The organism is Halorientalis pallida (genome assembly GCF_004118325.1).
GTDB lineage: Archaea > Halobacteriota > Halobacteria > Halobacteriales > Haloarculaceae > Halorientalis > Halorientalis pallida.
This window is the reverse complement of sequence record NZ_RDFA01000001.1, coordinates 350,500-371,566: the sequence shown is the minus strand read 5'-3', so window position 1 is coordinate 371,566 and position 21,067 is coordinate 350,500. Positions and strand designations below refer to the sequence as shown.

The following is a 21,067-nucleotide window of genomic DNA, read 5'->3' as shown; positions in this document are numbered from 1 at the left end:
TGGCGCGAGGGCGCTTAGCTCAGTCTGGACAGAGTACTTGGCTTCGGACCAAGCTGTCGCGGGTTCAAATCCTGCAGCGCCCATCGTTAATCCCTCCACTCAAATCCGCAACTACAGCCGCTAATATTCTTGTTTGATTTCTTCGGTGGCAATGCGTTAGCTTTCGGTCGATGGGTAATCAGGCGAGTGGTGTCCACGGAACGCGTCCGTCCAAACGGTGGCGATGCAGAAAATCAGTCACACAATGAGTTAGAGCGTGTCGAACGAGTCGATGATATCACTCGTCGAGTACGTCTCGACCACATTCTGCTCGTCGAAGTCGGAATCGTCACTCCAGATGGCTGCATCGTTGGCGAGCGCACATGCGAGGTAGAGCACATCGTCGGGGTCGGTATCGCCAATTGCGTCGTCCGCGCTCTCGATAGCCGGATAGAACTCGCTGGCGGGGACAACGTCGATATATTGGAACAGAAGATCGATGAACTGTGCCACTCTATCCGGTTCCATTCCGGACTTCTCTCCAATTAGGTCTTCGTAGTTGTCGATCTCATCGTAGACGAACGCGGGTGTCAGGAGATCCGGTTCGAGCGTGACGATGAGTTCTCGGGTCTTCGAATCGGCGATGAGTGCCGAGATGACGACGTTGGCGTCGATTTCCAGCTTCATCGTGACGGTCAGGTGGATTCTTCGTCGACACGTTTGCGTCCCTCCTCGTTGATTTTATCCGCAATCTCCTGTACGTCGCTCTCGGTGAGTTCACTCTCGCTTGTGAGTTCGTCCATCACTTCGAGCGCGTCGATTTTCTCCTGGATGGCCTGTCGCGTGACCTCACTCCAGTTGATTTCGGGGTGCTCCTCCATGCGCTCTTTGAGGTCGTCGTCCACGTTGACCGTGATAGTCGGCATATAGAAACTACGGATACACAGATTACTGTGTCTTTCGGTGTACCTCACATCCACTGAATTTGACTGTCTCACGGCCCAAAGGTGGGTTCGTTCGGTCATCGAACTCGAGTCTGCAGCGCCCATATTGGATTCACCTCCAGAATCAACGAACTACACCCCCTAATTCCGACGTCTAGCGTTCTGCTGGTGCAGTGCGTTTGCTTTCGTCCGATGAGCAACCGGGCGAGTGGTGGCCGCGGGGATCAGCGTCCGTCCACATTGGTAGCCCAAGAGAAAATCGATTGTTGGTCGATACTACATATTAATAAACTTACACGTTTTGAGTGATAAATATGGCTATAAATTCAGCAATAATACTATTTCTGTGAACGTGGGGCGCTCTGTAGGAGTACCATCACACGGCAACTCTCGACAGGCACTGCGTTCTCTGCCGGATCTTTTCTCCCAATCTCAGCAGAGACAACTTCAAATAACCGGAATAGTCACAGTTTCACCAGTACTTATGATAGGCTTTCACCCATTTGCCAATGAGACGACGCGGCTTTGTGGGAACTTGGACAGTGTCACCCTCGAGACTGCTATCACAGGCTGTAGCACCAACTCAGGCCGATGGTAAATAGACAGAACGCAGTTGACGATCTGCGTTATTGGAGCCACGTTTATACATGTCGAATGTTGGAATGGTAAGTATGATGAGAAGAGATTTCATCGTTGGGGCTGTGTCCACAGCATAAGTTGCAACAGCGGGATGCACTGGTGATTCAAATAGCGGCAGTCCTCCTGGACAGGATACCGCTACAGAGCAAACCAATCCAAATTCTCCAGTTGATGACGAGGAACTACCACCTCCAGAAGAAATTAATTATGACGGTCTCACTGTTGATTTGCCACTTGGGCATAGTGAGGTCGCAGGTGTCGGAGATGCCACCCTACTTATATCGGAGGCAATTGATCGAGCGATCTATAATTCTGAAGAGGGCTTCCCAGATGAGACAGAAAGAGAACTCACCCCGCCATACGCAAGTTTAGAATTAGTTGGAACTGAAACAAGAAACCCTGAATATGGGGAAGAGTATGAACAAAATCAGATCGCATTGAATATTGATTTGAGTGTCTCCAGAGCTCTTGAGCATGATGTAACTGAAGATTTAGCTGTAGCAACCTATGAGATAGTTGCTGACGCATCTAATACAGTACTCGGAGAGAATGCTATGGAAGAGAATAGCGGTATTTCCTATGACCCTGAATTCGATACGGGAAAAAAATCCTCTGCGGTTTCAGCAGTCTCACTTGACATTGAATCTGAAAACGGAACTGGTGAAGTTAGCTATCAACATCCTGATGAAGCAGCCGATGGTCAGTCAATAGTTGATCTATCTACCGCTATAGATTCATACTTGGAAGGTTCAGATGAAGCAATCCGTGGAGAAGTATCAGGGGAATATAATTTCAATTGAAAGTCAGGTGAAAAACTACTTCCAATTTGGACAAACTCAGAATAGACGGCGAGTTGGAACCACCTCTGACTGTCACATTTTCCGTTTTTCAAACGCCCAAATTTAACAGCCTCACGCCTCACAAGACGATTCGTTCGACAGGCGGACCAGAGCCTGCAACACCCATCTTTTCGGGGCTATAATCGCCTGACAGCGGTGGGTCGATTGCTGGACGAACGCCTCGCCGTTTCGCTCGTCGGACGAACGGATGTGTGGATGTCCGCGGGATACGCGTGTAGCCAAACTGATCCCAAGGGAGACACTCGATCGCCGGTCGTCCCGGCCCCTCAGATGATATTTAAATCCCGTCCGTATTGTCGGTGAAATCCGGCTCGGAAGTCTTCCTCGTCTTCGAACCCTGCGTCCATCTCGTCTTCTTCATCGAACGCCCCGTCTTCTGCTTCCCCTCCAAGTGCGCCAGCGATGGTGCCGAGGATGCCGCCCTCGTCTTCCGCTTTCTCCTCGCCCTCGATATCGATGTCGACGTCGCGATGGTGGTTATGGCTCTCGTGGCCGGTGAGCTGTTCGAGCTCGCCGGGATCGAGACAGACGCCACCACAGTTTGGGCAGTAATCGATCGTGACGCCGTGTTCCGTGCGTTGGTCGAGCGCTGTCTCACACGGCAGACAGTCCAACGATTTACTCGCTGTCATCGATCTTGACTGTTTAGAGAAAATAAAAAACTTCGCCGACGAATCACGACTCCGCGTCGCTAATCACCGAAAGACAGTGTTCGACGACCGGTCCGTCGCTGAAGTCGACGACGATACCCTGTTTTAGGCCCCCCTAAATTCCGAAAGCTGTTTATGCATTTAGGCGAGCCTAAATCGCATGGATCGATCACGACGTGGCGCGACGCGCAGAGATGTACTCACATACGGCACTGCACTCGCCGCAAGCGGTGGGCTCGCGGGCTGTTCCAGCATTCTCGGCGGGGACACTGCCGACGCCGAGGCGGGGACCGGATCGTACACGGTCTCGATGTTGCCGATGGGTGAGGTCACGTTCGAGTCACCGCCGGAGACGGTCTTCACGCGCCTGACCCACCACGCCGACATGGCGTTCGCGCTCGGCTGCGGTGACTCGATCACCGCCATGCACGCGCCGGACTACTACGACGGGCTGTGGAACCAGTTCGTCGAGCGGCTGCCCGGCGTCACGCTCGACTGGACCGGCCTGTACTCCTCGTGGAAGCCGAGCAAGGAGAAGCTCTACGAACTGGACAGCGACGTGCACCTCGCGGACCCGGCCTGGATCGCCAAACAGGACGCCTGGAGCCGCGAGGACCTCGAGGAGGTGGCGACCAAGATCTCGCCGTGGTTCGGTAACTCACTGAGTGACCGACACGCCGAACCGGCCCTCGGCTGGAAAGCGGGCTACGAGTACTACGGGCTCTGGGAGCAGTTCGAGATCGTCGCCGAGGCGTTCAAAGAACGGAACCGGTACGAAGCACTCGCCGCGGTCCACGACGACCTGCTGTCGACCATCCAGTCGGGCCTCCCGCCCGAGTCCGAGCGCCCCTCGGCGGTGATGCTCGCGTCGGCCGACCTGGACGAGATCTACGCCTACACGCTGGACAATCCTGGCTTCCTGACCGCCCACACGCGACCGCTGGGGCCGAAAGACGCCTTCGACGGCGAGATCGAGACGAACACGGTCGTCGACTTCGAGGCGCTGCTCTCGGCCGACCCCGACGTGATCTTCTTCCTCGGCGGGTTCGAGCCCGGGACGAGTCTGCCAAAACGCGAGGAGGCGTTCCGGGCCGACCCCGTCGCATCGGAGATCACCGCCGTCCAGAACGGGCGGATGTACCCGCAGGGCGCGCGCTACCAGGGGCCCATCCTGCACCTCTTCCAGCTAGAGATGACGGCCAAACAGCTCTACCCCGAGCAGTTCGGCGAGTGGCCCACATACGAGGAGGGCCCGTATCCGGAGATTCCGACTGAGGAGCAGTTGTTCGATCGTCAGAAGGTCGCGGCCGTGATCAGGGGGGATCTGTAGTCGTGTCGGATACCCGATCTCCACGCGAGGGCGACGCCACAGGTCGACCCGAGACGATACGGCGAGTGCGAGCCCGGATCGCAGAACTCCGAACGGACGACGGCGAGTTCGTCGTCGCCTGTCGCGACACTGGCGTGCGACCGGAGCCGGTGACCGACGCGCGGTTCGCCCGCTACGCTGACGCCGAGCGTGCGTGTTCGGCCGCGAGTCGCTACCGGACCGCGATGCGCGAACTCGCTCCCGAGTTGACCCGGCACGACCTGACGGTCTCCACGGTCCGAGAGGGGACGGTCGAACTCGCCGCGGTCCGGGAAGCCACCGACCGCCGGCGGCCGAACGGCTTGCCCCACTCCCGGCAGACCGTGACGCTCGCCGGCAGTGGGAACGACGAGTGGCTTCGCGTCGAGAACGGGCCCGTCGTCCACTTCACGGGTCCGGACTCCCTGCTCGACGACGAGTTCGTCACGCGGCAACTCGACTCCAAACTGGGTGAAGATGCGTGACGGACGACGACAGAGACCGTCACACTGCGGACGTCGTGATCGTCGGTGGCGGACCGGCGGGTGCGTCGGCGGCCGTGTTCTGTGCCCGGGCCGGCCTCGATACGCTGGTGTTCGACCGCGGTCGCTCCTCGCTGAAGCGGTGTGCCCACCTGGAGAACTACCTCGGATTCCCGGCCGGGATCGACGTCGAGACGTTCTACGAGCTGGCCCGAGCCCAGATGAGCGAGTCCGGAGCCGACTCGGTTTCGGATCTCGTCGAATCCGTCACCCGGAGAGACGCCGGATTCCGTGTCGAAACCCAGCAGGGTCGGGTCGTCGAGACGGACCGGGTCGTCGCGGCCGCGAAGTACGACGCCGACTACCTCCGGCCGCTGGGGACCTCGGACGCGATGTTCGAGACGTACGAACACGACGGGGAGAGCGAGGCGTACTTCGACCGGGAGTATCCCGACGACGACGGCCGGACGCCCATCGAGGGGCTGTACGTCGCCGGGCCGCTCGCCGGTGTGGCCGATCAAGCGGTCGTCGCCGCCGGCCACGGTGCGACGGTTGCGCGTACCCTGATCGCGGACGCCCGCCGCGAGGACGGCTACTGGGACGCGGTCGCGGACCGCGTCGACTGGCTGCGCCGCGAGGCCGAACTCGACGAGGAGTGGACCGACCGCGAGCGCTGGCACGAGTGGTTCGAGAGTCGAATCCCCGACGGTCTCGACCGCGAGGCCGAGGCGGTCGAGCGAATTCGGGAAACGGTCGTCGACGAGCGCCTGGCGGCCTACGTCTCGGAAGCCGAGCGGAATCGCCGTGCCGGACGCGGACACCGCCGACTCGCTGCGACCCTCGACGACGAGGCGCTCGTCGACGGACTCGACGACCCGACGGTCGTCCTCGACTCGCTCGACGACGACACGATTCGGACGTATCTGAACGAATCATGAGCGACACCGAGGCCGACGAGGCGGTCACTCGACCCCCAGTGTGGGCGACTGGCGGATGTCGTCGCCGGCGAAGGGTGATCCCGTGACCGACACTGCGACCATCGTCGATCAGTATCTGCTCGCCCTGTACGTCGCGCAACAGCGGCGTTCCCCCCCGATTCCGTCGGGCGACCTCGCGGATCGGCTCGACAAGTCGCCGGCGGCGACGACCGAGATGTGCCAGCGTCTCGATGAAAAGGGACTGATCAGCTACGAGCCGTACGACGGGGCGACGCTCACGGCCGAGGGCCGGTCGAGGGCCGACGACCTGCACGAGCGGTACGTCACGCTCTCGTGGTTCTTCCGGGACGTCCTCGGCCTCGACGACCACGAGACGGCGGCGATGCGGCTGGCCGGGTCGGTGAGTCCCGACATCGCGGCGCGTCTCGCCTTTTTACTTCTGTCCGACGACGCACCGACAGCCGCCGAGTCACCCCCGTAGCCGCCGCTGTCGGGTATCGGTTGCAAAAATAAGGCTGGATCTGTCGGGGGACCGAAGGGAGTACCCGGGTCGGCACGGGCGACGAGAGGGTCACGCCTCGGGCGTGGCAGTCTCGGTGTCTTCCTCGTCGGCTTCGTCCTCAGCCGCCTCGTCGTCTTCGTCGTCAGTTTCCTCGTCGGCTTCGTCTTCGGCCTCTCCGGTCTCCTCCGTGACTTCCTCGGTCACGTCAGTCTCGTTGATGTCGATCGGTTCGTCTTCGGTTTCGTTCTCGACAGTCTCGTCGGTCTCGTCCTCGGCAGTCTCCTCATCGTCGGTGTCGTCCGCTTCGTCACCGTTGGGCTGGGGGACGATGTCTGGCGAGAGTTCCTCGGGACCGGTGGGATCGGTCTGCTGGAGGACCTGGAGGGTCTCGTTTTCGTCTTCCGCACCGACTGCGAGCAGGGACGTAGCCTCGCCACCAGCGAGGTCCGCGTCGACGGTCGCGATGACGTCACCGTCCGCGCCGTCTGCGCGGATATCGAGGGTGTACTCGCCCTCGGGGATCGTCTTGTACTGCGTGGCCTCGCCGAACGTAACCTGTTCGAACACCACGCCGCCGGTGGCGTTGAGGGTCACCGTGACGTCGGGGGCACCGCGGACGAGGTGGCCCAGTCGGACGGCCGCGAACTCGCTTTGCACCTCGGTCGCGTTGTCGAGCAAGGCGACGGGTTCGGTCTCACCGTCACCACCCTCGAACTGGCCCGTGGCTGCGACGGTGTAGTTGCCCCGCTCTTCGGTCTCGACCCGCGTATCGAGGACGACGCCACCGGGTTCCTCGGCCGCGACCAGCACGAAGCTGTGGTTCCCGGGTTCGACCTCCTGATAGTCGATCACCTCTCCGGGATCGACCTCCTGGAGCACTCGCTCACCGTCGATGTACACGTCCACGGCGGGACCGTCGGGCACCGCGTGCACGAGACGGACCTGTGAGCCGGGTTCCTCCTCGTCCTCGTCCGCCTCGTCGTCATCTTCCTGTGCGAGCGTGGGGCCGACGACGACCAGACCCCCGACGGCGACCAGAAGCAACGTAATCGCCAACACCTGCGTACTGCGCTTTCTTGCTGAAACCATGCACCACCAGTCCACCACAGGCCAACCCTTGGTTATGTGGAAAGTAGCAGACGCGACGACTGTTGCACGCTCGGGTAAGTGCAGATAGCCGGAACTGTCACGAGCGGGAGAGACGGGGACGACCCGGCACGAAAGCCGGGTCTGCTGTCCCCGAAACGGAACGAACGCGACCGCCGGAACGACGGCCGAGTCGCATCACCGGCGGGTTCTGAACCGATCCGCACGAAGCCCGTAGCCACGACTGCGACGGGTCTCGATTTCCGGATGGTTTCGATTTTATCCAGCTTTCTGTCGGACCGCCGACCGGACGAGCGGCGGGACCGGGCGGGGCTCGACTCGTCGGGACTGACTGTCGCCAGGATCGAAACGTCCGCCCAGTTGCAATCGCGGTAAGCCGATCCCCCAGTCGTTTCGCCCGCAGTCTGGTTCGGATTACGGTGACGGAACGCCAGTCCTCGCGGGTTCGACGGTCCCCCTACTGGTGGCCGACTGCCGCGGCGACCCCGAACCGACGCTCCCCGGTCCATCTGTCCGGAAACGCCACGTAGAGGAACGCAACGCGGAGGAAAGGCTCGAACTCGTCACATACGGTTACGGTCTCAGCCGGCGTAGTTCTATACGTTATGGCAGCTCTCAACACACGCGCAGTACTCGCTGGATTCGTCGTCACCCTCGCCATCGGGATCATCGGTGGCCTGACGCTCCCGCTGACGGGCATCACGCTCCCCAGCTTGGGCTGGGCGGCCACCGGCCTGCTCGGTGGATTCGTCGCGGGCTACGTCGCCGGCGACGGGGTCGGGAACGGGGTGGTCAACGGGATCGTCGGAACCACGCTCGGCGCGCTGATCGTCGGCGGTATCCTGGCGGTCCTGGGAACGGTGCTGTTCGGCCTCGTCGGCCTCGCCACCGTGCTCGTGTGGGCGCTGTACCTCGGCTTCCACGCGATTCCCGGGGCCATCGGCGGCGGCCTCGGCGGGATGGTCAAGCGCCGCGAACCCGAACCCGCGGGTCGACCGACCGGTCGCTGATCCCTGAACGGACTCGCGACACCTCCTTTTTACGCCCCGTCACAACCGACCAGCGCGGCCGGTACGTGCTGGATTACAATCCCCGTGTCCGCCCTCCACCGATGGGAGCGATGTCGGAGGGACGGATCGGGGAGGTCGAACCAGTCGAGCCGGCGTATCGAAACCCCGAGATCGACGCTGTAGCGCGCGAACTCGACGACAAACCGTTCACGGAGCGGGCCCGGATCGGCACACGGACCCGACGTCGGGTGGGCTGGCTCCTGCTCGTGCTCGGGTTCGCGCTCCTCGCCAGCGTCTGGGCCGCCGGTGTCCGGTCGACCGACCCCGCCGCTGTCTCCCGCTTGTTCGTCCCGTCCGTGATCGTCGCCGGTGTCGTCTTCGAGACGCTGGACTCGGCCTCGGGCATGGGGTTCGGGACGGCACTCTCGCCGCTCCTGTTCTCTCTCGGCTACGCCCCGCTTGAGGTCGTTCCCGCTCTGTTCGTCACCGAGAGTATGAGCGGCTTACTCGCCGGAGCGATGCACCACGAGTTCGAGAACGTCGAGTTCTCGATCCGTCCGCCCCTGACCGATGCGACTCGCGCCGTGATCGTGCTGACCGCTGGCGGCATCGCGGGCACCGTCCTCTCGGTCCTGCTCGCGTATCTCGCGCTGGGTCTCCCCGAAGCGTTGATCGAGGGGTACGTCGCCGTCCTCGTGATCGGCATGGGCCTCGTCGGCATCGCCCGCCAGTACCTCCCACGTTCGAACGTCTACCGCCCGCGCAGGCTGGCCGGCTTCGCCCTGCTCGCAGGCGTCAACAAAGGCATCTCCGGGGGTGGCTTCGGTCCCGTCGTGACCCTCGGGCAGATATTCGCCGGCGTCTACGAGAAGACCGCGACGGCGATCACGTCGTTCGCGGAAGGGCTGGTCTCACTCGTCGGCGCCGTGCTGTACTTGACGCTGTTCGCCGCCGGATTCGCCGTCGACTACCGGTTGCTCCCCTCCTTGCTCGTCGGATCGGTCGTCGCCGCCGTCGTCGCGCCGTACCTCGTCAGGGTCGTGCCCGGCAATCTGCTGGGCTACCTCATTCCCGCGTACGCCTTCGGGATCGGACTGGTCGTGCTCTCGCAACTCGTGTGACCGACCGTCGCGGATCGTAGACTGGTTCAAAAATCCGTCCTCGCGAATACGGTCCCGTTAACCAGCGCGAACAGAGCGCGTACTAACGGGTCTCTGGTACCAGGGTCGGCGAAAGATGCGACTGGCCACCGACGGCTGGGACACTCGTCCCGCCCCGAGCACTACCGGGCACCGGCTGGGTCGACTGGTGCCCACGGGTCGGCGTCTCCGGCGTGCTGATCGCGCCCTGTCGACCGATCACTCTCGGCTCGCGGCCCTCCGGCGATGAGACGACGCACCCTCCTCTTGGCGGTCACCGTGACCGCCATCGGTGCGGGGCTCTCGCTGGCCGACCCCGGAACGGGGGACGCCGGCCTGGCCGACGACGAGTGTGGCTCGACCGAGACGGCGACGACCGCTCCAGCGACGCTCTCCCCCACCACACCGACCGACGACTGTGACGACGAGCGAAAAACCCCCTCCGGGGGACCGGAACGGACGGGGGCCCCTGCCGGCGGCGACGGCGGCGAGGAACCGCCGGACGGACCCGACGGAGAGACACCCGAGGACGGCGAATCCACCACCGCCGGGGACGACGGCGGCGACTCCACGACAGAGGACGGACCGCCACCGTCCGAGGAACCGCCGGCGGACGGGGCGCCAGGTTCACCGACCGACGGAGAGACGCCCGCCGACGGAGAGGCGCCCGCGGGTGGGCCTGCCCCGTCGGAGCCAGGCACGCCGGCCGACGGCGGCGCTGGGACGCCCGGGAACCAGACGACGCCGGGCGACGGGGCCGGAACGCCGGTCCCCGGTGACGGGGGCGAGCCTGGGAATCAGACTGCACCGGGACCCGGCAACCAGACCGCGCCGGAGGAGGGGACCGGTCCCGTGCAGGAACAGACCGAGCCGGTCACCGGAGAGCCCGACCTCGACGCGTTCGCGCCCAACCGGACCGTCGAACCCGGCGTCGACCGGCGACTGACGGTCAGCGTCGTCAACTCGGGCACCGTCGACGACGGCGGCACGGGAACCGACCCCGAAGCGGAACAGGCGGTCACCACTGCGCGGAACGTCCGGGTGACGCTCACCGAGGGCGACGCGCCCGTGACCGTCGAGTCCGGGACGGTCCCGCTCGGTGACCTCCGGAGCGGGTCGGTCTCGCGCGCGGACTTCAGGCTGGCCGTCGACGACGACGCCGATCCGGGGACCTACGAACTCGACGCCGAGATCGAGTACGAGTTCACCGAGGAGATCGACGTGAACGAGAGTGATCGAGACACAGAGACCGTCACGGTCCCGGTCGAACTCGTCGTCACCGAACAGGGCCGATTCGAGGTCGAGTCCGTCGACAGCGACCTCCAGGTCGGCGAGCAGGGGACGGTCGAACTCGACCTGGAGAACACCGGCTCGGCGGACCTCACGGAGGCCTCCGTACTGGTTCGGTCACAGACCGGTGCGCTCCTGGTCGACGGGAGCGCCGGCCGACAGACGAGCGGCGAGAACGGGGGTGCCGCCGGTGCCGGAGCGTCCCGCTTCGTCGGCGATTGGGAGGCCGGCGACACCGAGTCGATCACGTTCTCGGCGACGCCGACAAACCGCTCGGCGACCCAGGAGTACGCGCTGGAAGCCGTCGTCCGCTACGTCGATCCCGACGGCGACCGGCGGCGGTCGCGCGACATTACATTCGGCGTCACGCCCGACGAGGAACAGGACTTCTCACTGTCGGACCTCGACGCCGACCTCGAAGTCGACGCCGACGGTACCATCAGCGGCGAGATAACTAACGAGGGACCGGCCCCGGCCACCGACGCCGCGGTCCGACTGGTCACCGGTGACGACGTGGCGGTCGCTCCCATCGGCGAAACCGACGCGACGGTCGTCGCCCGCCGCGAGGCGGTGGTGCTGGGTGACCTCGATTCCGGCGAGGACGAAGACTTCGAGCTGCCGGTCACGGTCCCCGACGACGCCGAACCGGGCGACGTGCAGGTCCAGTTCGTCGTCGACTACCTGAACGGCGAGGGCGACCCCCGCGAGAGCCGGGTCCTCCGGGGTGCGGTCGAGATCGACGACGAGGAGCCCGATTTCGACCTCGAGGACGTCGACGGCGACGTCCAGGTCGGCGAGGAGGGCACGGTCTCGGTGACGCTGTCGAACGAAGTGAGCGAGGACCTGACGGACGCACGGGTGTCGCTCACCTCCCGGAGTGACGAACTCCTCGTCGGCGGGGGGGCCAACGCCTCCCGCTTCGTCGGCGAGTGGGCGGACGGCGAGAACGAGACGGTAACCTTCGACGTGACCGCGAGCAACGACTCGGCGGTCGCCGAATACCCACTCACCCTCAGGGTCGCCTACACGGTCGACGGCGACGACGAGCGCTCGGACCCGATCCGGACGAGCGTCGAACCCGACGCCGAGCAGGCCTTCACCATCTCGAACGTCGAGGCTACGCTCCGGGTCGGCGAGGGCGGCACCGTGCAGGGCCGGGTCGAAAACACGGGCTCGCGGAACGTCTCGAACGCCGCGGTGGTCGTGACGACGGGCGACGAGACCGTCACCCCCGACCGGCCGGCGGTCCCGCTGGGCGACCTCGACGTCGACGAGAGCGAGGGGTTCACCTATCCCCTCGAGCTGGTAGACGACGCCGAACCCGGGCCCCGCCAGCTCCGCTTCGCCGTCGAGTACGAGACCGACGCCGGCGACCGCCGGCGGAGCGACCGGTACACCGTCACCGTGGGGGTCAGCGCCGAGCGCGACGGCTTCGCGGTCGTCGACACCACCGTCGAGACACAGGTTGGCGACACGGGCACGTTCGCCCTCACCGTCGCGAACCGGCGCAACGAGTCCGTGACTGACGCGCGGATCGCGCTCCGGTCGAACAGCGCCGAACTCACCGTCGGCGGCGCGGACAATTCAACCCGGTTCGTGGGCGCGTGGGACTCCGGCGAGAACCGGACCGTCGAGTACGAGTTGCGCGCCGCGAACGACAGCGCGGTCCAGGCCTACGCCGTCCGGGCACTGGTGGCCTACCGGGACGACGCCGGCGACGACCGCGAGAGCAGGCCGATCCGCTTCGGCGTCGTCCCGCTGGCAGCGCAGACCTTCACGATCACGAACGTCACGAGTACCCTCCGTGTCGCCGAGGAGGGCGTCGTCGAGGGTCGCGTCCGCAACGAGGGGCCGACGAACGTCACTGCGACCGTTCTGCGATTACGTACCGATACCGAGACCACGAACCCACAGGAGACCGAGTTCGCTCTCGGCGACCTCCTGGCCGGCGAGTCGAGTCCCTTCTCGGTCCCCGTCGAGATCACCGAGGACGCCGCGGCAACGCCCCGGTTGCTCAGCTTCCGCGTGGCCTACGCCGACACCGACGGCGACCGGACGACGAGCGAGGAACTCACGGCCCGCGTCCGGGTGCGCCCCGAGCGCGACCGATTCACCGTCCGCGGCGTCGACGCGGCGGTCGCGCGCGGGGAGACCGGCACGGTCACACTCGTCGTCCGAAACGCCCGAAACGAGACGCTCCGGGACGTGAACGCCAAGGTGTTCGTCGACGAACCGCTGGACAGCGGCGACGACGAGGCATTCGTCGCCGTCCTCGATCCCAACGAGACCGTCCGACTCGACTTCGACCTGAGCGCCGCCGGTGACGCGAGTACGAGAACCGTCCCGCTCCGCGTCGACTTCGAGTACGAACTGCCCGACGGCGACACGGAGCTCTCGGAGACCTACCAGGTCGGGATCAACGTCACCGAACCCGACGAGGAGGGCCTGATCGAGCGGCTCTGGCCGCTGGGGGTCGTCACCCTGCTCGCCCTGATGGGTGGCCTGGTCGGCCGGCAGTTCTGGACCGAGTGATGGACGCCACCGAGACCGTCGCTGACTGGATAATCGACCGGCCGAAGACGGTCGTCCTCGCTTTCCTGCTGGTGACGGCACTGTTCGCCGTCGGTCTCGGTCGGGTCTCCACGACCGCCGGGACCGAGCAGTTCACCGAGGGGACGCCAGCACAGGAGGCCTTCGAGGACGTTCAGCGGGAGTTCGGGACGCCGTTCGGGGCCGATACCGGGACGACCCAGCTGATCCAGACCGACCGGAACGTCCTCTCGAAGGCCGAACTCCTCGCCACGCTGCGTGCGCTGGAAGCCCTGTCCGAGCGCCCCGATCTCCGGGTCGAGTCCACACAGAGCGCGGCCGGACAGATCGCCACGGAACTCGACCCTGACGTCGAGTCCCTCGCCGAGAAGCGACGCGTCATCGACCGCGCCAGCGAGGCCGAGATCGACGCCGCGGTGGTCGATCTCTCGGATCGGCCCTCGTTCACCGACATCGTGAGCGACGACTTCAACCCCACCAGCGCGACCGCGAGCGCGACGGTCGCGGTCGTCACCCACCGCATCCCAGCCGAACTCGACGAAGGGGGCGGCGGTGGCGGCGAGCCCGGCCCACTCACGCCGATCCAGCTGCGGGCGCGGGGGATCGTTTCCCCGGTCGATACCGACATCCGGGTGTTCGGACAGGGGATCGTCGCCGCGGAGTTCTCGAACGTGATCGCGGACTCGCTGCTCATCGTCGTGCCCGCCGCCGCTGCGTTGATCCTCGCCTTCCTGATCGTCTCCTACCGCGACCCCGTCGACCTCGTGCTGGGAACCCTCTCGCTCGCGCTGACCCTGCTCTGGACGTTCGGGTTTCTCGGGCTCACCGGCATCCCATTCACGCAGTTCCTGATCGCGGTGCCGCCGCTGCTCCTGGCGGTCGGTATCGACTTCGGGATCCACACGATCAACCGCTACCGCGAGGAACGGGTCACCGGCGCGACCGTCGAGACGGCGATCCGGCGCGCGCTCGACCAGTTGCTCGTGGCTTTCGGCATCGTCACCGGGACGACCGTCATCGGGTTCGCCGCCAACCTGACGAGCGCCCTCCAGCCGATCCGGCAGTTCGGGATCGTCGCAGCCGTCGGCATCGCTATCACGTTCCTCGTGTTCGGCCTGTTCCTCCCGGCGGCGAAGGTCGCCAGCGACCGGTTCCGGGCGGCCCGCGACCTCCCCGCGTTCGGTCAGCAACCGCTCGGTCGGGAGGGCTCCCGGCTCGCCGGCGTCCTCTCGGGCGGCGTGGCGGTCGCGCGGCGTGCCCCGGTCGCGTTCCTGCTCGTCGTTCTCCTGATCTCGGCCGGTTCGGCCGTCTACGCGACCGGGGTCGACACCGCGTTCTCCGAGGAGGACTTCCTACCGCCCGAAGAGACGCCCGCCTACCTCGAAGACCTGCCCGAACCGTTTGCACCGAGCCGATATACCGTCACTCGCGATATCCAATTCCTGGAAGACAACTTCGAGGCCGTCCAGGGCGAGTCGGTGACGATCTTCGTCCAGGGGCCGCTGACGCGAGACACGACGCTGGAGTCGTTCCAGAAGGCCCAGCGCAATCCGCCGGACTCGTTCGTCTCCCGCGGTCGGGACGCCGAGACCACCAGCATCGTGACCGTGATCCGTGACTACGCCAACGAGTCCGACCGATTCCGGGCGCTGGTCGAGCGCAACGACGTGGACGACGACGGCGTGCCCGACGACGACCTCCGGCAGATCTACGACGCCCTGCTCACCTCACCGCAGCGCGACCGGGCGCTCCAGTACCTCACGGAGAGTCGCCGGGCGGCGCAGGTGGAGTACACGACGGAGGCCACGGCGTCACAGGAGGCGATCACCGCCGACGCCCGTGAGGTCGCCGACCGATACCGGTTCGAGGCGACCGCGACCGGGCAGGTCGTCGTCTTCCAGTCCATCGCCGCACTCATCCTCGAATCGGCACTCGTGAGTCTCGCTACGGCACTCCTGTTGGTCGCGGTCTTTCTGATCGCCGTCTACGCCGTCCTCGAAGGGGCCCCGGGACTCGGACTCGTCAACCTCGTCCCCATCGCGGTATCGGTGGCGCTGATCGCCGGCACGATGCGCCTGCTCGGGCTCTCGTTCAACGCCTTCACCGCCACGATCCTCTCGATTACCATCGGACTGGGAATCGACTACTCCGCCCACGTCGTTCACCGCTTCGCCGACGAGTACGACGGGCGTCCCGACGACGGTGATCCGTTCCCCGCACTCCAGCGGGCGGTCGCGGGCACCGGCGGCGCGCTCACCGGCAGCATGCTCACCACCGCGACCGGCATCGGTGTCCTCGTGTTCGCGCTCACGCCGGTCCTCGGCCAGTTCGGCCTGCTGACCGCCCTCAGTATCGTCTACTCCTACGTCGTCGCCCTCGTCGTCACTCCGTCAGTCGTCGCCGTGTGGGCGCGGTACGCGGAGTGAGCAGCGCACCACGAGTGGCCCCGCCGTCGCGCGTTCTCCGAGCCGGAAACAGCGCGAGTCGGTTTAACTGACCCCGGTGTCACGACCCGGACGTGATGGTCCTTCGAAACGTCCCGCGGCGGCGACCCGCGCCACCCTCTTCCCTCCCCCGAACCACCCGCTCTGGTCCCGATCACCGTGGTGAGGCACCTGAGTCGAACACCCACCGGCTAGCCCCGCCGTCGCCCGTATGACGATGCGATCACGGATCGCCCGTCTCCAGTCGACCCTCCCCTCCACACTGTCGCCCGACGGTCGCTGGGTCGACCGTGCCGGGTTCGCCTCCATCGCCGTCGCCGTCGTCGCAGTCGGGTACCTCCAGGGGACGACCCCGATCGCGGTCCACCTCGACGTACTCGCGTGGACGGTCAGCCTCGTCGTCCTCCCGGCGGCACTGTCCTGTCTGAGCTTCTCCGGCTTTCTGTCCGCCTCGGGGCTGGCGCTGTTCGCGGAACTGCGTCGGACCGACCCGCCCGCGACCGTGCCCCGCGACGGACCGCGAGTGGACGCCGTCGTCCCCGTCTACCGCGACGCCGCGGTCCTCCACCGGAGTGTCGAGACACTGCTGGACAGCGACTACGAGAACCTCGTCGTCCACGTCGTCTGTGAGGCCGCCGACGCGGTGAGCCGTCGCCGGGCCGAGGAACTGGCGACTCACGACCGCGTCGAGTGTCACGTCAACACCCACGATCCGGGCTCGAAGGCCGGCGCGATCAACGGCGTCGCCGCCGCGACCGACGGTGCGTACCTGGCCGTGTTCGACGCGGACGAACGGGTCGATCCCGCCTTCGTCCCGACGGCCGTCGCCCGGCTGGCCGAGCGGGACGTGGTGCAGGGCCGGACGGTGCCGGAACCCGACGGCCTGGTCGAGACCGCGGCCTACTACGAGTCGATCCTGCTCGGGAAGCTGACCCACCGATTGCTGGGCTGGGTGACCGGTTTCCGGATGGCCGCCAGCCGCGCCGTGGTCATGCGCCGGTCGGCGTTCGAGACCGTCGACGGCTACGATCCGGCGATGCTGACCGAGGACTTCGACTTCGCCGTCCGGTGTTACGAGGCGAAACTTGACGTCGTGGAGTCGTTCGACCACCCGTCGCTGATCGAGGCGGCTCACTCCCCCCGTGACTGGTGGGGACAGCGCAAACGCTGGATGACTGGCTACGCACAGGTCTGCCACCGGCAACTGGCCACCCTCGACCGGTCGATCCGGAGCCTGCTGGCGCTCGCGGTCACGGCGGGCACCGTCCTCGGGAACCTCCTCCTCCTCTCGCTGGTCTCGAAGGTCGCCGTCGTCGCGCTCGCCGGCGCGGGCTACGCCCTCGCCGCGCCGGTCGTGACCGCCAGTGCGGTCGCTCTGACGGCCCGAATCCACGACGTGACCAACGACCGGCTCCCCGCGGTCGGGTTGGGCTGGCTGTTCGCGCCCCTCCTGCTCCCACTGTACGGCCTCGCCGGCATCAAAGGCACCGTCGAGTACTGCTCGTCGTGGGACGGCGGCTGGTATCACGCCGCCAAAGGCGTCTGAGCCGTCGGCCACCGCCCAGCACCGTCCCGCAAGCACGCCGAAAGCACCGGGCCCCGCCCGGACACGCGCCCCGGAAATACCCCTTTCTCCTCGGCTGTGGAACTACCACGCGATTCCGCCGGTCGTCCACGCCCGGCGACAGCGGATCCACCCTAGCCATGAGTACCGACGACACCGACGACCGAGACAGCACCGTCGACGCGGCCGAGACACGGAACGGGTCGCCCCGGGACGCGTCCGAACGGCGGACGTACAGCCGCTCCGAGCGGTCGCTCGCCCGGAACCGGATGACCGTCATGCTCGGTGGCGTGTTGCTGGTCGTCCTCGGCCTGGCCGCGATTCTCACCCCGTACGTCACGGGGGTCGCGATCTCGCTGGTGCTCGGCGGCCTCCTCGTCGTCGGCGCGCTCGTGCACACCGCCGCGGCCTTCTCGGCGCAGGGCTGGCGTGGCTCGGTGTTCGCGGTCTTCCTGGCGATCCTGTACGGATTCGCCGGGGTCACGATGCTGGCCAATCCGACGCTGGGGCTGGTGGCACTGACGCTCGTGCTCGCCGTCTACTTCCTCGCCGAGGGCGTCGTCCAGCTGGTGATGGGCCTGCGCCTGCGGGCCAACGAGAACTGGAGCTGGCTGCTGGCCTCCGGAATCGTCTCGGTGTTGCTGTCCTCGCTGATCCTGCTCGGCTTCCCCTCCAGTGCGGACTGGGCCGTAGGCCTGCTGTTCGGCGTGAACCTGCTCACGTCCGGCCTCGCGCTGGTCATGGTCGGGACGGCCGCCCCATCGGCCAAGGAAGTGGACACGACCCAGCGCGTCGGTGAACCGGGAACCGGGTCGTCGTGACCGGTGCTGGCGGTCACGGCCGCGTCGCTGTCGGGCGGCCCCGACCCGCGGCTGGCCGCGCCGCTCGTGGTCGTTCTCGCGCTGGCCCACGCCCTCGGCGGCCGCGGCGAGGTCGCGGCCGCCACGTCGGTCCGCCACTGGCTCTCGGCCGGCGGCGGAGCAGCCGTCGCCTACGTGTTCGTCCTCGTCCTCCCCGAGGTCAGTGACGTCGCGCTGGTCGTCGGTGAGCGACTCGGCGAGGCGTTCCTGGCCGAACAGCTCGCCTACCTCGTCGTGTTGACCGGTTTCGTCGCCTTCTACGGCGTCGAGGTCACCGTCGCCCACCGGTGTGGCGGTGACGCCGAGTCCTCGGCGATCGTCTACCGGGCACACCTCGCGGTCTTCACTGTCTACAGCGCGCTCGTAGGCTATCTCCTGTTCCACCAGGAACGGCCCGGGCCGGCCAACTACGTCTTCTACACCGTCGCGATGGGACTGCACTTCGTCGTCACCGACGAGGGGTTCCACCGCCACCACGGCGACGCCTTCGACCACCGCGGCCGATATCTGCTCGTCGCGGGCACACTCGTCGGCGGCGTGGTCGGCGCACTCACCGAGATCGGCCCCCTCCACCTCGCGCTGGTGTTCGCGTTCGTCGCCGGCAGCGTCGTGTTGAACGTCCTGAAAGAGGAACTGCCCGAGGCCGGGCAGAGTCGGTTTCTCGCCTTCCTCGGCGGGGCTGCGGTCTACGCCGCGCTGGTCCTGCTGGTGTGAGCAGCCGGGGGATCGAACCCTCTCGACTCCCGGGTCGGAGACCCGTCACTTCACGTCCGAACTCGACGCCCGCGACAGCAGGTAGACCGCCACCGCACCGAAGGCCAGGTCCAGTCCGGCGAGGACGGCCACGGCCGGGACGACCGAATCGAGTGCGCCGCCGAACGCTGTCGTCTCGATCACGACCATCACGTCCGTATCGAGCACGATCGCCCGGGCGGCGTCGACGCCGTAGGTCACCGGGTTGAGCCGCGCGAACGTCTGGATCCAGGCCGGGAGCGCCGCCAGCGGCAGGAACGCCGAGGACAGAAAGAGCAGGGGAAACTGCAGCAGGTTCGCGCCGATGATCGTCGACTCCTGGTCCCGCGTCAGCACGGCCAGCGCGTTCGAGAACGAGACGAACCACAGCGAAAAGAGGAGACCCACGGCGACGATCCCGACCGCGCCGATCACGCCCGTCGCGATGTCCGCGCCGAGCACGACGCCCAGCACCAGGATGATCGAGATCTGAATGGCGATGCGGAACAGCTCGGCTGCGGTCTTGCCGAGAAAGACTGCGGTGCGGTTCATCGGCGAGACCAGCACCTTCTCGAACATGCCGTTCTCGATGTCGTTGACAAGGCCGACCCCGGAGGTGACCGCGGCGGCCAGCGCCACCTGGATCGCGATGGCCGGCACGAGGAAGGTCTCGTAGCCGACGTTGGGGCCGCCGCGCGAGACCGCTTCGCCCGCCACGTTGCCGAACACCTCGGTGAACAGGACGAGGAAGATGATGGGCTGGACGAGCGACACCACGAGGACGAACGGGTTCCGGACGGCCTTCAGGTTCCAGCGCTTGAAGTTGACCCAGACGTCCCCGAGGAACGTATTGGCCGAGCGGTCCACGCTCCGTGTCGCGGTCGCGCCCGAATCCGCCTCGGGTGAACTCATCGGTCGGCCTCACCGGCGGCCACGGTCGCCGGCCCGCTCGCTTCGTCGAGCCCGTCGACGTGATCGCCCGTGATCGCGAGGAACACGTCGTCGAGCGTCGGTGCGCGGACGTTGAAGCCCGTCACGGTCAGGCCCTCGTCGCGGAGTCGGACGAGCAGATCGGTCCCGTGCTGGCGGGCGGTGCCGGCGGTGACGCCGATCCCGTCGGCGGTCGTCTCGACCGTCGCGTCGTCGAACCCGCCGAACTCGCGGGCGACCGCGGCGGCCCGCTCGCGCGCGTCGCGCCCGCCGTCGAGGTCGATCTCCAGCACGTCGCCGCCGACACGGCGCTTGAGGTCGGTCGGCGAGCCTTCGGCGACGATCTCGCCGTTCGCGATGACCGCCAGTCGGTCACAGAGCTGATCGGCCTCTTCGAGGTACTGAGTGGTCAGGAAGATGGTCGTCCCCCGGTCGTTGATCGCCCGGAAGTAGTCCCACAGCCGGTTACGCGCCTTGGGGTCCAGTCCCGTGGTCGGCTCGTCCAGAAAGACCAGCGGTGGCTCGTGGACCAGTGCCGTCGCGGCGTCGAGTCGCTTCTTCATCCCGCCGGAGAACTCCTCGGCGCGCTTGTCGGCCTCGGCGGCCAGGTCCACGAGATCCAGCAGTTCGTCGATCCGGTCGTCCCGGTCGCCGCGGGGCACGCCGTAGGCCTCGCAGGCGAACTGGATGTTCTCGCGTGCGGTGAGTTCCGGATCGATGCTCGTCTCCTGGGCCATGTAGCCGATGGACTCCCGGACCTTCCGGGAGGCGTCCCGGACGTCGAACCCGTTGACGCGCACGGTGCCGCCGGTCGGCGAGAGCAGCGTGGCGAACACCTTGATCGTCGTGGTCTTGCCCGCGCCGTTCGGGCCCAGGAAGCCGAAGAACTCCCCTTCCGGGACCGAGAAGCACACGTCCTCGACCGCGACGGTCCCGTCGCCGTACACCAGTCGCAGGCCGTCGGCGTCGATGGCGAGCCGTGCCGGGTCGTCGGGTCCTGACTCCGTCCCGTCGGTTCGACCGCCGGTTCCGTCGCCCGCCGTGCGTTCCATGCCGTCCGTTCCGGACGCGGCGCATATATTCCCACCGTCGCCCGTCC

General features: G+C 66.1%; 18 protein-coding genes and 1 tRNA gene. 13 read left to right on the top strand and 6 right to left on the bottom strand.

Features of this window, described 5'->3' with window-relative positions; genetic code table 11:
• Nucleotides 1-8: 8 nt before the first annotated feature.
• A tRNA-Arg gene (locus tag EAF64_RS02030) sits at nucleotides 9-83 on the top strand.
• A 166-nt stretch (nucleotides 84-249) separates the two neighbouring features.
• On the opposite strand, the gene EAF64_RS02025 is transcribed toward EAF64_RS02030, so the two are convergent.
• Both EAF64_RS02025 and EAF64_RS02020 read right to left on the bottom strand, forming a co-directional pair.
• Nucleotides 250-666, bottom strand: coding sequence for a PIN domain-containing protein (locus EAF64_RS02025; protein ID WP_129067304.1), 417 nt, complete (start codon nucleotides 664-666; stop codon nucleotides 250-252).
• A gap of 8 nt (nucleotides 667-674) precedes the next feature.
• A complete protein-coding gene (locus EAF64_RS02020) occupies nucleotides 675-905 on the bottom strand; it encodes a hypothetical protein (protein ID WP_129067303.1) in 231 nt (76 codons plus the stop codon).
• A gap of 884 nt (nucleotides 906-1,789) precedes the next feature.
• On the opposite strand from EAF64_RS02020, the gene EAF64_RS02015 reads away from it, so the two are divergent.
• On the top strand, nucleotides 1,790-2,362 hold the full coding sequence (locus tag EAF64_RS02015; protein WP_129067302.1) for a hypothetical protein: 573 nt from the start codon (nucleotides 1,790-1,792) through the stop codon (nucleotides 2,360-2,362).
• A gap of 326 nt (nucleotides 2,363-2,688) precedes the next feature.
• On the opposite strand, the gene EAF64_RS02010 is transcribed toward EAF64_RS02015, so the two are convergent.
• Nucleotides 2,689-3,054, bottom strand: a complete 366-nt coding sequence (locus tag EAF64_RS02010) for a TFIIB-type zinc ribbon-containing protein (RefSeq protein WP_129067301.1) — start codon at nucleotides 3,052-3,054, stop codon at nucleotides 2,689-2,691.
• A gap of 178 nt (nucleotides 3,055-3,232) precedes the next feature.
• Between EAF64_RS02010 and EAF64_RS02005 the strand changes: the two genes are divergently transcribed.
• The 4 genes from EAF64_RS02005 to EAF64_RS01990 all read left to right on the top strand — a co-directional run bounded on the left by EAF64_RS02005 (nucleotide 3,233) and on the right by EAF64_RS01990 (nucleotide 6,321).
• Nucleotides 3,233-4,402: an ABC transporter substrate-binding protein gene (locus EAF64_RS02005; protein WP_129067300.1), complete on the top strand. Its 1,170-nt coding sequence runs from the start codon at nucleotides 3,233-3,235 to the stop codon at nucleotides 4,400-4,402.
• A 65-nt stretch (nucleotides 4,403-4,467) separates the two neighbouring features.
• Nucleotides 4,468-4,905 carry a DUF7552 domain-containing protein gene (locus EAF64_RS02000; RefSeq protein WP_129067299.1) on the top strand — a complete coding sequence of 146 codons (438 nt, stop codon included), beginning with the start codon at nucleotides 4,468-4,470 and terminating at the stop codon, nucleotides 4,903-4,905.
• Nucleotides 4,902-5,840 carry an FAD-dependent oxidoreductase gene (locus tag EAF64_RS01995; RefSeq protein ID WP_129067298.1) on the top strand — a complete coding sequence of 313 codons (939 nt, stop codon included), beginning with the start codon at nucleotides 4,902-4,904 and terminating at the stop codon, nucleotides 5,838-5,840. The genes EAF64_RS02000 and EAF64_RS01995 overlap by 4 nt, the downstream gene beginning before the upstream one ends.
• An 82-nt stretch (nucleotides 5,841-5,922) precedes the next feature.
• A complete protein-coding gene (locus tag EAF64_RS01990) occupies nucleotides 5,923-6,321 on the top strand; it encodes a metal-dependent transcriptional regulator (protein ID WP_227738856.1) in 399 nt (132 codons plus the stop codon).
• A gap of 90 nt (nucleotides 6,322-6,411) precedes the next feature.
• Here the strand turns inward: EAF64_RS01990 and EAF64_RS01985 are convergent, their stop codons facing one another.
• Nucleotides 6,412-7,431: a DUF4397 domain-containing protein gene (locus tag EAF64_RS01985; protein WP_129067297.1), complete on the bottom strand. Its 1,020-nt coding sequence runs from the start codon at nucleotides 7,429-7,431 to the stop codon at nucleotides 6,412-6,414.
• Between the two features lie 623 nt (nucleotides 7,432-8,054).
• On the opposite strand from EAF64_RS01985, the gene EAF64_RS01980 reads away from it, so the two are divergent.
• The 7 genes from EAF64_RS01980 (at nucleotide 8,055) to EAF64_RS01950 (ending at nucleotide 19,020) form a co-directional block, all read left to right on the top strand.
• On the top strand, nucleotides 8,055-8,459 hold the full coding sequence (locus EAF64_RS01980; RefSeq protein WP_129067296.1) for a DUF5518 domain-containing protein: 405 nt from the start codon (nucleotides 8,055-8,057) through the stop codon (nucleotides 8,457-8,459).
• 101 nt (nucleotides 8,460-8,560) lie between these two features.
• Complete coding sequence (locus EAF64_RS01975; RefSeq protein ID WP_227738855.1) at nucleotides 8,561-9,580, top strand: sulfite exporter TauE/SafE family protein; 1,020 nt, start codon at nucleotides 8,561-8,563, stop codon at nucleotides 9,578-9,580.
• A 264-nt stretch (nucleotides 9,581-9,844) separates the two neighbouring features.
• Nucleotides 9,845-13,420 (top strand): hypothetical protein, encoded by a 3,576-nt coding sequence (locus EAF64_RS01970; RefSeq protein ID WP_129067295.1) that lies wholly within the window; start codon nucleotides 9,845-9,847, stop codon nucleotides 13,418-13,420.
• The gene (locus tag EAF64_RS01965; RefSeq protein WP_129067294.1) at nucleotides 13,420-15,864 is read left to right on the top strand and encodes an efflux RND transporter permease subunit; all 2,445 of its coding nucleotides are present in this window, start codon (nucleotides 13,420-13,422) and stop codon (nucleotides 15,862-15,864) included. Before EAF64_RS01970 ends, EAF64_RS01965 begins: the two co-directional genes overlap by 1 nt.
• A gap of 229 nt (nucleotides 15,865-16,093) precedes the next feature.
• Nucleotides 16,094-17,428 (top strand): glycosyltransferase, encoded by a 1,335-nt coding sequence (locus EAF64_RS01960; RefSeq protein WP_129067293.1) that lies wholly within the window; start codon nucleotides 16,094-16,096, stop codon nucleotides 17,426-17,428.
• Between the two features lie 158 nt (nucleotides 17,429-17,586).
• Nucleotides 17,587-18,267 (top strand): HdeD family acid-resistance protein, encoded by a 681-nt coding sequence (locus EAF64_RS01955; protein WP_227738854.1) that lies wholly within the window; start codon nucleotides 17,587-17,589, stop codon nucleotides 18,265-18,267.
• A gap of 3 nt (nucleotides 18,268-18,270) precedes the next feature.
• Nucleotides 18,271-19,020, top strand: a complete 750-nt coding sequence (locus tag EAF64_RS01950; RefSeq protein ID WP_129067292.1) for a hypothetical protein — start codon at nucleotides 18,271-18,273, stop codon at nucleotides 19,018-19,020.
• 45 nt (nucleotides 19,021-19,065) lie between these two features.
• On the opposite strand, the gene EAF64_RS01945 is transcribed toward EAF64_RS01950, so the two are convergent.
• Both EAF64_RS01945 and EAF64_RS01940 read right to left on the bottom strand, forming a co-directional pair.
• A complete protein-coding gene (locus EAF64_RS01945) occupies nucleotides 19,066-19,950 on the bottom strand; it encodes an ABC transporter permease (protein WP_129067291.1) in 885 nt (294 codons plus the stop codon).
• The gene (locus EAF64_RS01940) at nucleotides 19,947-21,020 is read right to left on the bottom strand and encodes an ABC transporter ATP-binding protein (RefSeq protein ID WP_129067290.1); all 1,074 of its coding nucleotides are present in this window, start codon (nucleotides 21,018-21,020) and stop codon (nucleotides 19,947-19,949) included. Before EAF64_RS01940 ends, EAF64_RS01945 begins: the two co-directional genes overlap by 4 nt.
• Between the last annotated feature and the right edge of the window lie 47 nt (nucleotides 21,021-21,067).

Coding starts and splice junctions, on each gene's coding strand:
- EAF64_RS02020 (WP_129067303.1), bottom strand. CDS start 905: ATGCCGACTATCACGGTCAACGTGGACGACGACCTCAAAGAGCGCATG.
- EAF64_RS01945 (WP_129067291.1), bottom strand. CDS start 19,950: ATGAGTTCACCCGAGGCGGATTCGGGCGCGACCGCGACACGGAGCGTG.
- EAF64_RS01965 (WP_129067294.1), top strand. CDS start 13,420: ATGGACGCCACCGAGACCGTCGCTGACTGGATAATCGACCGGCCGAAG.
- EAF64_RS01975 (WP_227738855.1), top strand. CDS start 8,561: ATGGGAGCGATGTCGGAGGGACGGATCGGGGAGGTCGAACCAGTCGAG.
- EAF64_RS01960 (WP_129067293.1), top strand. CDS start 16,094: ATGACGATGCGATCACGGATCGCCCGTCTCCAGTCGACCCTCCCCTCC.
- EAF64_RS01940 (WP_129067290.1), bottom strand. CDS start 21,020: ATGGAACGCACGGCGGGCGACGGAACCGGCGGTCGAACCGACGGGACG.
- EAF64_RS01980 (WP_129067296.1), top strand. CDS start 8,055: ATGGCAGCTCTCAACACACGCGCAGTACTCGCTGGATTCGTCGTCACC.
- EAF64_RS01955 (WP_227738854.1), top strand. CDS start 17,587: ATGAGTACCGACGACACCGACGACCGAGACAGCACCGTCGACGCGGCC.
- EAF64_RS01985 (WP_129067297.1), bottom strand. CDS start 7,431: ATGGTTTCAGCAAGAAAGCGCAGTACGCAGGTGTTGGCGATTACGTTG.
- EAF64_RS02005 (WP_129067300.1), top strand. CDS start 3,233: ATGGATCGATCACGACGTGGCGCGACGCGCAGAGATGTACTCACATAC.
- EAF64_RS01970 (WP_129067295.1), top strand. CDS start 9,845: ATGAGACGACGCACCCTCCTCTTGGCGGTCACCGTGACCGCCATCGGT.
- EAF64_RS02025 (WP_129067304.1), bottom strand. CDS start 666: ATGAAGCTGGAAATCGACGCCAACGTCGTCATCTCGGCACTCATCGCC.
- EAF64_RS02010 (WP_129067301.1), bottom strand. CDS start 3,054: ATGACAGCGAGTAAATCGTTGGACTGTCTGCCGTGTGAGACAGCGCTC.